The organism is Streptomyces sp. NBC_01439, from assembly GCF_036227605.1.
Lineage (GTDB): Bacteria > Actinomycetota > Actinomycetes > Streptomycetales > Streptomycetaceae > Streptomyces.
This window is the reverse complement of the sequence record NZ_CP109487.1, coordinates 8,802,586-8,814,800: the sequence shown is the minus strand read 5'-3', so window position 1 is coordinate 8,814,800 and position 12,215 is coordinate 8,802,586. Positions and strand designations below refer to the sequence as shown.

Below are 12,215 nucleotides of genomic sequence, written 5' to 3'. Positions count from 1 at the left end.
CCTGACCCGTCGGTGCGAGAAGTTCGCGGCGAACGCCCTGCGCGCCGCCCTGGACCAGAACAAGTTCGCCGACCACCACGCCCTGCTGTACCGCGGACAGAGCGTCGTGCGGAAGTCCGGGGGCTCCACGCGGGACCGGCTGCTGGACATGGCCGTCATGATTCCTGGACGGCCCGGGCCGAGCGGTAGGCGCGGCCGCCGCGGTGGAAGAGCAGCTCCGCCCCCTCGATTCCCTTGCGGTCCAAGCCAGTTGCCGCCGGTCGACTATCGTCCGACTCGGCACTGACGGATCGGAACACGGGGATGTGACGGTGAGCGAGAAGGAAGTTCTGGCGCAGCGCTTCGAGGAGCACCGCTCCCACCTGAGGGCGGTGGCCTACCGGATGCTGGGCTCGCTCAGCGAGGCGGAGGACGCCGTGCAGGAGGCCTGGTTCAAGCTGAACCACTCCGACGTCACCGCGGTGGAGAACCTGGGCGGCTGGCTGACCACCGTCGTCGGCCGGGTGTGTCTGGACATGCTGCGCTCGCGCGGCACGCGGCGCGAGGATCCGCTGCCCGAGCAGGACGGGCAGGTCCGCCTTCCCGACCCGATCGTCAGCCGCGCGGACGGGATCGCCCCCGAGCAGGAGATCCTCCTGGCCGACTCGGTCGGCCTCGCCCTGATGGTCGTACTGGACACCCTCGCCCCCGCCGAGCGGCTGGCGTTCGTCCTGCACGACCTGTTCGCCGTGCCCTTCGACGAGATCGCCCCCGTGCTCGGTCGGTCCGCCGCCACGACCCGGCAGCTCGCGAGCCGGGCCCGCCGCCGCGTCCGGGGCGCGACGCCCGCTCCGGACCCCGACCGAGGCCGGCTGCGCGCCATCGTCGACGCCTTCCTCACGGCCTCGCGCGGCGGGGACTTCGACGCCCTGGTCGCGGTCCTCGACCCCGATGTGGTGGCCCGCTCCGACGGCGGCGCGCTGCGTCCCTCGCTGCTCCGGCGCGGCGCGGCCGAGGTCGCCTCCCAGGCGATCACCTTCGCGCGGTTCGCCGAGGCCGCCCGCGCCGTACTGGTCAACGGGGTCCCCGGGGTCGTCGCGACGGCGGAGGGCCGGCCGCTGTCGGTCATGGCGTTCACCATCCGGGACGGCCGGATCATCGCGCTCGACATCCTCACCGACCCCGAGCGCCTGGCCCGCATCGACCTGAGCGTCCTCGACGGCTGACCCGCCACCAGGCACCCTGCGGAGCCGGGCCGACCGGTCGTGATCGGCGCCCACCGCGAGGTCCTGGCCGAGGACGTACGCCTGGTGGGCGACACCGCGACCCGGATCGACGCGGGCGGGTGCGCCGCGGAGGTGGTTCCCCCGAGTCGGACCCGGGCGGCCCCGGCGTCGTTCCGGTGCTCCCCGGAAACCGGGGACCTCCAGGGCCTGCTCGACGTTGGGGTCGGGTCCCGCGGACTCCCCGGGCGAACTCCCGGGCCTCGGGCATTCTTCCGCGGCCCCGCCGCGCGCATCGCGCCTACCGCACCTCACGGGTCGTGACCGAGGGAATTCAGCTGGTAGCAATTAGGTGAATTCCTGACTGAATTCCCGTCAACAAGCCTCCGGTTTGTATCTCGATTTGATAACAACCCATCCGGAAAGGACTGGACCATTGGAACGCGACGCGCGTAACTTGCTTTATTTCATTGCGAGTTGATGGTTCGTCAAATCAGGCCGATAGGTAACGGAATGATTTCTCGGGTCGCGCCCCCGTTTGTCCGAATTCTCCTCCGCATTCGTCTGGCAGGCTTCCGCGAACCCAGTCTTCCGACAACGATTTGAGGTGCCCATGACAGGACGTCGCAGACGGCCTGCCGCCGCCGCCGACCACCGCCGCAAACCCCGGCGGTTGATACTCGTCACTGCCGCCACGGCAGCGGCGGGGCTGATAGCCGCAGGCATCGCCTACTCCGGAATCGGCGACGGCGCCCAGGCGGCGGCTCCCGTGGTGGAGGCCGCCGCCGCAGAGGCACCCGCCGCCGCACCGGCCCGTGACCAGGAGCCGGATCCCATCGCGGCCGCGCCCGCCAACGAGACCGCGCGCGGCATGATCTACGACGGCCTCCAGGCCGCGCCGAAGGGCGACCGGTGCGTGGGTGTCTACCGCACCGACACCGGGCTGTGCACCCACGGCCCCGACGCCCCGCCCAAGGGCGTCGACATCACGAAGGACATCCCGCCCGCCGTCAAGGAGGCCGCTCCGGCGGCCGATCCGGCCCGCCCCGCGGCCGATGACCCGGCGAGCAAGGAAGGCGACGGGCGTCCTCAGGACGCGCCCGCGGCCGATGCGTCGACGGCCACCAAGGCCTCCGCACCCGAACCCGCAGCAGCCGCCGCCCCGGCCGGCAGCCAGAACGTCGCCGCCGGTCCCGCCGGCCAGACCGTCCAGTGCGACGGCGACGGCAGCACCGGCAACCGCGTGCAGGTCGTCTACGTCCACGCACCGGGCAAGGATCGCTACTCCGAGTACGTCGCCTCGTTCCGCAAGTGGGCGGCCGACGCCGACCTCATCTACTCGGCGAGTGCCAAGGAGACCGGCGGAGTACGTCACATCCGCTACGTGACGGCCGCCGACTGCACCCCCACCGTGCTCAACATCGAGCTCTCGGCCTCGGCCCTCGCCGAGTTCAGCGCGACCAACAACGCGCTCGCCGGCAAGGGCCTCGACCGTCGCGACCGCAAGTACATGATCTTCGCCGACACCCAGGTCTACTGCGGCATCGGCACCTTCGCGGGCGACGAGCGGCCCGGCCAGGCCAACCAGAGCAACTTCGGTCCCTCCTACGGGCGCACCGACTCCGGCTGCTGGGGCGGTCACACCGCCGCGCACGAACTCGGCCACAACCTGGGCGCGGTCAACAACAGCGCCCCGAACACCAGCCGTGGCGCGCACTGCACCGACGAGTACGACGTCATGTGCTACTCGGACACCCCGTACTACCCGCAGATGCGTAACATCTGCACCAACCAGGCGGCCGAGAACATCCTGGACTGCAACCACGACGACTACTTCCACACCAGTCCCAAGGCCGGCAGCTACCTGGCCACGCACTGGAACATCGCGGACAACCAGTTCCTGATGAAGAGCAAGGGCGGCGGTGGCGGCACGGACCCCGGTCCGAACCCCTCCCCCACGCCCACCAAGAAGCCCTCGCCGACGCCGACCAAGAAGCCCTCCGGCGGACCGACCGTAACGGCGGGCCAGATCCAGTCCACCTCCGTCGTCGTGAGCTGGCCCAAGGTCGACGGCGCCGCCTGGTACGCGGTGCAGCTGAACGGCAAGCACCTGACGTGGGTCCAGTCCCAGGTGCTCCGCATCTACAACCTGCAGCCCAACACCGCCTACAAGGTCACCGTCTCGGTCCGCGACAGCGCCGGCCGTGACAGCGGCCCCGGCAAGGCCGCGTCCTTCCGTACGACGGGTGCGGGTGGCGGCGCCACCACTCCGGGCACCAAGTACGTGCTCGGCAACGGCAGCAGCGGCATGGCCGCGGAGCTGTGGGGCGGCCGCACCGCCGACGGCACCGTCCTCGTGGGCGGCCGCACCAACGGGTACGCCCAGCAGCAGTGGTACTTCGACGACGCGGGCAACGGCCAGGTGCGCATCAAGTCCGCGGCCTCCGGCAAGTGCCTCCAGCCGGGCGGCACCCCCGCCGCGGGCATGTGGGTCGCTCAGCAGCCCTGCGCGGGCGGCAACGGCGCGCAAACCTGGAAGCTGACGTCCAAGGGTGGCACGGTGACCGTGACGGATGCCAGCGGCGGCTTCGCCCTCACCGTCAGCAACCGCCCCTACTACGGGTACTGGCTGCTCGACCTCCAGCGTGCGGACGGCCGCGCGACGCAGGCCTGGACCCTGCAGAAGTCCGGCTGATCACCGCCACGGCGCAGCACACCCTGACGCCCTGACGGCGTGAACCCACCCCCGACGGACGGCCGCACCGCGCGGCCGTCCGTCGGCACCCCTCATCTTGACCGGAGCACCCCGACGATGCGCATACGAATCGTTTTCTCGGCCGCCCTGGCGGCACTCGGCCTCATGTTCCTGCTCCCCGCCGCGGCCCACGCCCACGGTGACACCGTGAAGGTGGTGGTGACCGGGCAACGCGAGGGTCACGTCACCGCCGACGTCACCTGGGAGAACGACGGCGACGCCGTCGAGGAGGCCGTCGCCGCGACCCTGAACGCGACCAGCGTCGACGGCACCCGCACCATGGGGGCCTGGCGCCTGGTGCGCGACCCCGCCGCGGCGCCCGCGGGCTGGACCACGGCCGAAGTGCTGCCGCCGGGTTCGTGGAAGGTCAGCATCGACGTGGGCTTCCCGGCCCTGGGGCACGGCGAACTCGATGTGGCGGTACCCGTGGTGGACCCGGCCCCGGTCGCTCCGACCCCGGTCGCCTCCGCACCGGCCCCCGTCCCGTCGTCCGCCGCGCCGGTGTCCTCGGCGGACTCCGCCGCCCCGACCCCGGCCGCCCCTTCGGCGCAGGCCGCGGAACCGGCCGCCGACACCGAGGGGTACGCCATCTGGTGGACGACGGCAGGTGTGGCGGTGACCGCCGTGACCGGCGCGGCCGTGGGTCTCCTGCTCCGCCGCCGGCGGCGCCTGCGGCTCGACCGCCTCGGCTAGAACGGCTCGGCTGGAGCTCCTCGGCCGGACCCGGTCAGGGCGGGTCCGTAGGGCCCCGGTCACCGGGGCCGGAGCGCCAGGGGGTGTCGTGTCCATCGGGCGGGACCCGATCGACGGGACACCCCCTGCGCCGTGTGCTAACGGCCCGTGGGCACCGCGGCGGCGACCGCCTCGGCGAAGCGCTCCAGCCTCTGCGGGTTGATGCTCAGGAACAGGTTCGGCTCGATGAGTTCCAGCTCCATGACGACGGGTTCCCTGGCCCCGTTCAACGCCAGGTCCACCCGGGCGAAGAGCAGGTCGCCCGGGGCGGGGACCGCGGCCAGCGCCGCCCGAGCCGTACGGAGCTCCGCTTCGGACGGCTGGTAGGGGGCGGCACCCGGGTGCGGCACCCTGAAGTTGTCGATCAGCCCCGCCTCCGTCAGCAGGGCCTGCTTGCGGATCGCGTGGCTGAAGGTGCCGCCGAAGAAGACCAGCGCCCGCTCCCCCTCCTCCACCAGCGGCAGATACGGCTGGACGATCGCCGTGCGGCCCTGGTCGAGCAGCGTCCGCGCATGGCGCTCGGCGTCCACCCGGCGGCCCGGCTCGTAGCGCGCGGTGTCCCGTGCGCCCGAGGAGACGGCCGGCTTGACCACCACCCCGTGCGGTCCGTCGAAGTCCGCCGCGTCGCAGACCCCGCCCGGTTCGACGACCCGGGTCGGTACGACCGGCACTCCGCGCGCGGCGAGCTCCAGCAGATAGCGCTTGTCGCTGTTCCAGCGCACCAACGGCGCCGGATTCCACAGCCGGGTGACCTCGGCCGTCGTATCCGCCCAGGCCAGGAACTCCGCGAGGCGGTCCGCGTAGTCCCAGGTCGACCGGATGACCGCGAGGTCGTAGCCGTCCCATCGCGGGGTGTCCGCGTCCCAGGCCACCGCCTGCGCCGACAGGCCGGCGGCGCGCAACGCGGTCAGGATCAGCGGGAGGTCCGCGTCTTGATCTGCGCCGCCCTTGCTCGTCACGACCGCGACCCTCGCCGTACCCATGCGCGTCTCCCGCCCTCACTCCCCCGACCGCCCGGTGCGGGCGGGGGCCCGGATGATCACTCTTCCACACCCTCCCCGACGGGAACCCGGCCGCCCGATCACGCGTCGTACTCGAGGTGGAAGACGGTCCGAGGCAGACGGGTGGGGCTGCGGTGGCAGTGGACGCGGCGGGGAACGACGCGCGGCGCACCGCCCGGCGGCGCTGGGGTACCGACGCCCGGGGCCGTACTCCCTGGACGCGCGGGCGCGTTCTCGCGGCACTCGCCGTACTGAGCGCCGCGCTGCTGGTGTTCCACTCGGCGGTCCCTAACGCGGTGGGCAGGCTGGGGAGTGCGCTGGAGGCCTTTCTGCCCTGGCTGGGCCTCGCGGTCCCGGGCCTGCTGGTCTCGGCGCTGGTGCGCCGCTCGTTCACCGCGCTGGTGGCCGTGCTGCTGCCCGCGGCCGCGTGGGCGGGCCTGTTCGGCGGGCTGCTGCTGCCGGCGGACCGCGGCGCGCACGACATCACGGCCGTCCAACACAATGTGAGTGACGAGAACCCGGACCCCGCCGGCACGGCGCGCGCCCTGATCGCCTCCGCGCCGGATCTCATCGCCCTGGAGGAGCTGACGCCCTCCGCGCTGCCGGCCTACGAGGCGGCGCTGGCGGCCGTGTACCCGTACCACGCGCTCGAGGGCACGGTCGGCCTCTGGTCGAGGCATCCGCTCACCGACGTCCGCCGGGTGGACATCAGGCCCTCGGGCATCGGGGAGGGCTGGAACCGCGGCCTGCGCTGCGGTGTGCGCACGCCGCGGGGTGAGATCGCGGTGTACGTGGCGCACTTGCCCTCGGTCCGCTTCCGAGCGGGCGGTTTCGGCTCCGGCCCGCGGGACGAGAGCGCGCGACTGCTGGGGGCGGCGGTCGCCGCCGAGAAGCTGGAGCGGGTGGTCCTGCTGGGTGACCTCAACGGGACGGTGGACGATCGCGGGATCGCCCCGCTGACCTCCCGGTTGAGCGCGCCGCGGCGGGGGCTCGCCCTCAGCTGGCCCGCCGCCGTCCCGGTCGCCCGGATCGATCAGGTCCTCACCCGCTCGGCGACCGTTGCCGAGGTGTGGACGCTGCCCGCCACCGGCAGCGACCACCTACCGGTCGCCGCCCGCATCAGGCTGGACGCCTCATAGCCGGATGGCGACCTTTCCGCGCACCTGGCCGTCCCGCATCCGGCGAATGGCGTCGGGGAGTTCGGCCAGCGGGTAGGTCCGGTCGACGGCGGGGGTCACCGAGCCGGCCTCGATGAGCTCCGTGAGGGCTTCGAGGTCGCGGTGGCGCACTACGGTGCCGTGCGCACGCAGCCGGTGGCCGACGAAGGGCGTCAGCAACATCGCGCCCAGCTGCCGCTGGTTGCCGCCGATCCACTTGCCGCCGTCTTCCCCGCCGATGATGACGAGGGTCCCGCGGGGGGTCAGGGCGCGGCGCATCCGGGCGATGGGCCGGTTGCCGGCGATGTCCAGGATGACGTCGTAGCGGCGGGTGCCGTCGACGGGGTCCTGCTGGGTGTAGTCGAGGACCTCGTCGGCACCGAGGGAGCGGACCAGGTCGGCCTTGGCGGTGCTGCACACTCCGGTGACGTGGGCGCCGTAGGCCTTGGCCACCTGTACGGCGAAACTGCCCACACCGCCCGAGGCGCCGAGGACGAGCACGCTCTGACCGGCCTTGACCCGTCCGCTGTCCCGAACCGCGCCCAGCGCGGTGCACGCGGAGACGGGCACCGTCGCGGCCTGTTCGAAGCTGAGGGAGGCCGGCTTGGGTGCGAGGGCCTTCTCCTTGGCGCGGGCGTACTCGGCGAACGACCCCGTGCAGTTTCCGTACACCTCGTCGCCCTCCCGGAAGCGGGTGACGTCCGGGCCGACGGCCTCGACCACCCCCGCGACGTCCAGGCCCCGGACGCGCGTCCGGGGTCTGCGCAGGCCCGTCACGGCGCGGACCGCGTAGGGCAGGCCCGCCATGAGGTGCCAGACGCCCTGGTCGACGCCGGCCGCGTGCACCCGGACGAGGACCTCGCCCGGGCCCGCGACCGGCCGGTCCACCTCTGCTATGCGCAGGACCTCGGGCGATCCGTAAACGTCCTGGACCATGGCCTTCATGCTTCGTCTCCTTCGGTGGAGGTGTACTGGAACACGGTGTCGAGCGGTACTGCGAACACGCGCGCGATCTCGAACGCCTTCTCCAGGGAAGGCGAATAGCGGCCCTGCTCGATGGCGATGACGGTCTGACGGGTCACGCCGATCCGGCGGGCCAGTTCGGCCTGGGTCATCTCGCCGTTGGCGAAGCGCAGGGCCCGGATGCTGTTGGTGACCCGGGTGGGCCTCACCACGGGTGGAAGCCGAGCCGGTAGGAGGCGATCTTCGCGGTGGACGCGAGCAGGGCGGACAGGACGAATCCCAGGTAGATCGCGTTGGCGATCCAGAACTGGTCCGCCTCGGCCATCGCCAGGAGCATCGCGGCCACGGCGCCGATCGCGATGAACGACTGGCCGATGTGTTCACCGAACTGGTTGATCTCCCGGTCGCGCTGGTCCTTGACCTTGCCCTCCTCCGGCGAGAGCAGCGACACGGTGATGTGGAGGACGATCGAGGCGATGATCGCCGCGCCGACGGTCCACAGGAGTGCGGCCGCGTAGGGCTGCTGGGTCAGGGGGCCGCTCCCGGACCGCCCGAGAACGATGGCCAGATACGCCCCGTACGACGCGAGCGTGACCACGATCATGATCCACGCGCGTTTCTCCTCGACTGCCACTGCCACTCCTGATGTAAAGAAAACCCGACATCGGTAGTGTCAATGAATCAGGACACGGTGTCAATATTTCTTTACTTCGCCGCGCGGCGGGCGGCGCGGCACCGGCCGAAGCGGAGTCAGGAGTCACGAGCGGGAGTCAGGAGCGGGAGTCAGGAGCGGGAGTCGGGCCGTGCTGCTCAGCGCCCCGGGGCGGGGGGCGCGTCGAGGAGCTCGGGCCCGTTGTTGCGCACGTTGTTGACCGCGGTCGACACGGCGCGGACGTCGAGCCGGCCGCCCGCGGGAGCGGCGAGCAGGGCGCGCAGCGCGTCCGGGTCCTGGTGGGACGGGTCGAGCCAGGCCTCGTAGTCCGCCGGGGCGAGCGCGAGCGGCATCCGGGGGTGGACCCGGCCGGCGGCGTCGGTGGCCTCGGTGGTGATGATCGTGCAGGTCGCCCACCACGCCGCCGGATCGTCGTCGACGGCGACCGCGGGGTCGCGCCAGAACTCGTACAGCCCGGCCATCGCCATCACGTCGCCGTCCTCGGGCCGGATGAAGTACGGCTGCTTGTACGCCTTCGCAGAACCGGAAGCGGGGACGGGCTCCCACTCGTAGAACCCGTCGGCTGGCAGCAGGCACCGGCGCTTGGCGAAGGCGCGCCGGTAGGCCGGCTTCTCGTGCACCGTCTCCACCCGCGCATTGATCATCTTCGCGCCACTGGACAGGCTCTTCGACCACGAGGGCACCAGCCCCCACCGCAAGGGGCGCAGCTGCCGCTCCAGCACCCCGCTCTCCCGGTCGGCGCGCTCCAGCACCGCCCACACGGCATCGGTGGGGGCAACGTTCCAGCTGGGCTCCAGCACGTGGCCCGGATCCGGGGGCGTGGCCCGGAAGAGACCGGACAGGTCCTCGGGACTGCGGGTGGAAGCGTATCGGCCGCACATACCGTCCAGCCTGCCAGCTGAACCGGGTCCGCGCGGGCCACGCCGCGAAGTCGACCGGTCCGGGCCGTCACTGCCGTTCACCCGGCGGAGGCGCAGCGCGAGTTGGATCTCCAGCGCCCGCTCGGGGCACGTGGAGGGCCTCGGCGGCCCGGACCTGCTGGAGCAGGCGTTCCCGGGCGCCGTCAGCGGACCACAGCCGGTGGCGTCCGGGGCGGTGCCCGCCGGAGGGGCCATGGGCACGGCGTGGCGAGGTCGGGGCGCTCGGGGGCTGGGTCATGATCGGCTGCGTGAAGACTTCCGGACGTCTGGCCGCCTTCGCGGTCGCGGGCCTGCTCGCCGTGCTCCCCGCGTGCTCGGAGTCCGACGGCCGTGGCGGCGGAACGGGGGCCCGTTCCGGTGCGGTCACCGCTCGGGCGGGGGCTGCTGGCACGGCGTTCCGCGGCGGGCACCCCGCCGCCGCAGGCACCGGTGACCCGTACTTCCCGGAGCTCGGCAACGGCGGCTACGACGTCACCCACTACGCCCTGACCCTGGCCTACGACCCCGGCAGCGGCCGCCTCGACGGAACGGCGGAGATCACCGCCAAGGCCACCGAGGACCTCAGCGCCTTCCATCTCGACCTCCTCGGCATGGAGGTGCTGAGCGCCACCGTCGACGACCGCACGGCGCGGTTCCGCAGGGACGGGCAGGAGCTGACCCTGCAGCCGCGCGATCACCTCAGGAAGGGCGCCACGTTCCGCAGCGTCGTGCACTACGCGGGCGTGCCGGAGTCGATCACCCATGACCACGGATGGCGCGAAGGCTGGTTGAGGACGGGCAAGGGAGCGGTCGCGTTCGGCGAGCCGACGGGCTCGATGTCCTGGTTCCCGGGCAACCACCACCCCGCGGACAAGGCCTCGTACGACATCACCGTCACGGTCCCCAAGGAGGTACAAGCGATCTCCAACGGGCAGCTGCGCTCCCGGCGCACCAGCGGCGACCGCGCCACCTTCCACTGGCACCAGCCCGAGCCCATGGCCAGCTACGTGGCGACCGTGGCCATCGGCAGCTACGACATCAAGACCTCCCGGACCCGTTCGGGCGTGCCGGTCGTGTCGGCGGTGGACACGACCGCGGGCGTGGACGAGGACGGCGAGGTCCTCGGCCGCTTCCCCGAGATCATGGAATGGGCCGAGGGGAGGTTCGGCCTCTACCCCTTCTCCGCCGCCGGGTTGATCGTCGATCAGGCGGCGGACGTGCCGTACGCCCTGGAGACCCAGACCAGGCCGACCATTCCGGCCGGCATCTTCCACACCACCAACGTGGTGCACGAAATGGCCCACCAGTGGTTCGGCAACTCCGTCACCCCGCGGACCTGGCGGGACATGTGGCTCAACGAGGGCTTCGCGACCTATGCGGAGTGGTTGTGGACCGAAGACCACGGCGGGGCCAGCGCCCAGGACCATTTCGACCGCAACCACGCCAAGGCCGCGGACGACGACGAGTGGGACTTCCCGCCCGCAGAGCCGCCGAGCGCTTCGGACATCTCCGCCCAGCCGGTGTACGTGCGCGGCGCGATGGTGATCCACAAGATCCGCCAGGCCGTGGGCGACGCGGCCTTCCGCGCCCTGGTGCGGGGCTGGACCCTGCGCCACCGCCACGGCAACGCCGCCACGGAGGACTTCACCGCGTACGTGGAGGCCAGGGCCGGCCGGGACCTCGACTCGATCTGGGACCCGTGGCTCTACGGGGACGGCAAGCCGGCGTGACGGGGCGACGCGCTTTCAGGTCCTGATGCGCTGGCGGGCGGTATCGACGAGCTTCATGTACTTGTCCCAGTTCCATACGGTCCCGGGGTCGTCGTGAGTGGACAGCGGGACCTCGACGTGACCCAGGATGTGGTCCCGGTCGACCGGCACGTCGTACTTCGCACAGATCGTGGCCGTGAGCACGGCGGATGCCTCGTACATCTTGTTGGTGTAAACGGGCTGATCGGTCCAGCCTTCGTGCTCGATGCCGATGCTCCGGTGGTTGTACCAAACGCTGCCGGAGTGCCAAGCAACGTCGCGCTCGCGCACGCACTGGGCGATCCGCGTGCCGGTTGCGCTGATCATGTAGTGCGCGGACACCCTCTCGGCGGGGTCCTTGAACTTGGCGAACATGACCGGCAAGATGTCCGTTGTCAGATGAATGACGACGTATTCGATGGGATAGGCCTCGGGACGCTCGGAGGCCGTGTAGTTGGACTCGGAGGCTTCGACCCAGACGGCGGGGGCGTAGTCCACCGAGGGATCCGTTCGCCGCGCCGCGGGCGGCCCGGCGGCGGCGACGGGGGCCTTGCGCACGGGTCTCGGTGGCGCAGCCGCCACCTTCTCCTCGGGCCCCATCAGCAGGGGCAGACCGGCAGCGGCCAGAGCCGTGCCCGCAGCGCCGGCAGCACCCCACAACAGCCGTCGACGGCTCAGCGGGTCGTCTTCCATGGCCACTCCTCATGCAGTCGAGCAGGCAGGTGGAGGACGTACCGCCTACGCATCGTGGCATCACGATGCGTAGGCGGTACGTCCCGTAATCTGATGCTTCACCAGTACCCGCACCCCGGCAAGCCGATCCTCCACCACTCGGCGCACACCCTCCCTCCGACCGGTTCCGTCCCCGCCGGCCCGCGCCCCTCCACGCGCTCGGTGAGCAGATGGGATTGCCCGTGCGCGGTGAGCGGCTTTCCGAGCGAGTCGCCCGGCCCGGGGCTCGGCGAGAAATTGACGCAGCAACCACTCCGCAGCGCAGTCCTGTTCGGCTGAGCGGCACCCAGGCCCTGTCCTCATACTGGAAGGAAGGGGGGTACTTCCGACATCTGAGCATGAAGAGTGCCGCC

11 protein-coding genes are annotated in these 12,215 nt (G+C 71.8%); 5 read left to right on the top strand and 6 right to left on the bottom strand.

Annotation, left to right across the window (positions count from 1 at the left end; all coding sequences use genetic code 11):
- The first annotated feature begins 311 nt into the window (after positions 1-311).
- The 3 genes from OG207_RS40210 (at position 312) to OG207_RS40200 (ending at position 4,650) form a co-directional block, all read left to right on the top strand.
- Positions 312-1,205, top strand: a complete 894-nt coding sequence (locus tag OG207_RS40210; RefSeq protein WP_329106110.1) for a sigma-70 family RNA polymerase sigma factor — start codon at positions 312-314, stop codon at positions 1,203-1,205.
- A 610-nt stretch (positions 1,206-1,815) separates the two neighbouring features.
- A complete protein-coding gene (locus tag OG207_RS40205) occupies positions 1,816-3,897 on the top strand; it encodes an RICIN domain-containing protein (protein ID WP_329106108.1) in 2,082 nt (693 codons plus the stop codon).
- 117 nt (positions 3,898-4,014) lie between these two features.
- A complete protein-coding gene (locus OG207_RS40200; protein WP_329106106.1) occupies positions 4,015-4,650 on the top strand; it encodes a hypothetical protein in 636 nt (211 codons plus the stop codon).
- 137 nt (positions 4,651-4,787) lie between these two features.
- Here OG207_RS40200 and OG207_RS40195 read toward each other — a convergent pair whose 3' ends face one another.
- Positions 4,788-5,672: an ATP-grasp domain-containing protein gene (locus OG207_RS40195; protein WP_329106104.1), complete on the bottom strand. Its 885-nt coding sequence runs from the start codon at positions 5,670-5,672 to the stop codon at positions 4,788-4,790.
- A gap of 269 nt (positions 5,673-5,941) precedes the next feature.
- Between OG207_RS40195 and OG207_RS40190 the strand changes: the two genes are divergently transcribed.
- On the top strand, positions 5,942-6,829 hold the full coding sequence (locus tag OG207_RS40190; protein ID WP_402694276.1) for an endonuclease/exonuclease/phosphatase family protein: 888 nt from the start codon (positions 5,942-5,944) through the stop codon (positions 6,827-6,829).
- Here OG207_RS40190 and OG207_RS40185 read toward each other — a convergent pair.
- The 4 genes from OG207_RS40185 to OG207_RS40170 all read right to left on the bottom strand — a co-directional run bounded on the left by OG207_RS40185 (position 6,824) and on the right by OG207_RS40170 (position 9,364).
- Positions 6,824-7,792: an NAD(P)-dependent alcohol dehydrogenase gene (locus OG207_RS40185; RefSeq protein ID WP_329106102.1), complete on the bottom strand. Its 969-nt coding sequence runs from the start codon at positions 7,790-7,792 to the stop codon at positions 6,824-6,826. The genes OG207_RS40190 and OG207_RS40185 overlap by 6 nt on opposite strands.
- Positions 7,789-8,022 carry a helix-turn-helix transcriptional regulator gene (locus OG207_RS40180; RefSeq protein ID WP_266600893.1) on the bottom strand — a complete coding sequence of 78 codons (234 nt, stop codon included), beginning with the start codon at positions 8,020-8,022 and terminating at the stop codon, positions 7,789-7,791. The genes OG207_RS40185 and OG207_RS40180 overlap by 4 nt, the downstream gene beginning before the upstream one ends.
- Complete coding sequence (locus OG207_RS40175) at positions 8,016-8,444, bottom strand: hypothetical protein (protein ID WP_329106100.1); 429 nt, start codon at positions 8,442-8,444, stop codon at positions 8,016-8,018. The genes OG207_RS40180 and OG207_RS40175 overlap by 7 nt, the downstream gene beginning before the upstream one ends.
- A gap of 176 nt (positions 8,445-8,620) precedes the next feature.
- A complete protein-coding gene (locus OG207_RS40170) occupies positions 8,621-9,364 on the bottom strand; it encodes an SOS response-associated peptidase (RefSeq protein WP_329106097.1) in 744 nt (247 codons plus the stop codon).
- A 275-nt stretch (positions 9,365-9,639) separates the two neighbouring features.
- Here OG207_RS40170 and OG207_RS40165 point away from each other — a divergent pair, with 275 nt between their 5' ends.
- Complete coding sequence (locus OG207_RS40165) at positions 9,640-11,112, top strand: M1 family metallopeptidase (protein ID WP_443072841.1); 1,473 nt, start codon at positions 9,640-9,642, stop codon at positions 11,110-11,112.
- 15 nt (positions 11,113-11,127) lie between these two features.
- On the opposite strand, the gene OG207_RS40160 is transcribed toward OG207_RS40165, so the two are convergent.
- A complete protein-coding gene (locus OG207_RS40160) occupies positions 11,128-11,823 on the bottom strand; it encodes an N-acetylmuramoyl-L-alanine amidase (protein WP_329106092.1) in 696 nt (231 codons plus the stop codon).
- Positions 11,824-12,215 lie beyond the last annotated feature (392 nt).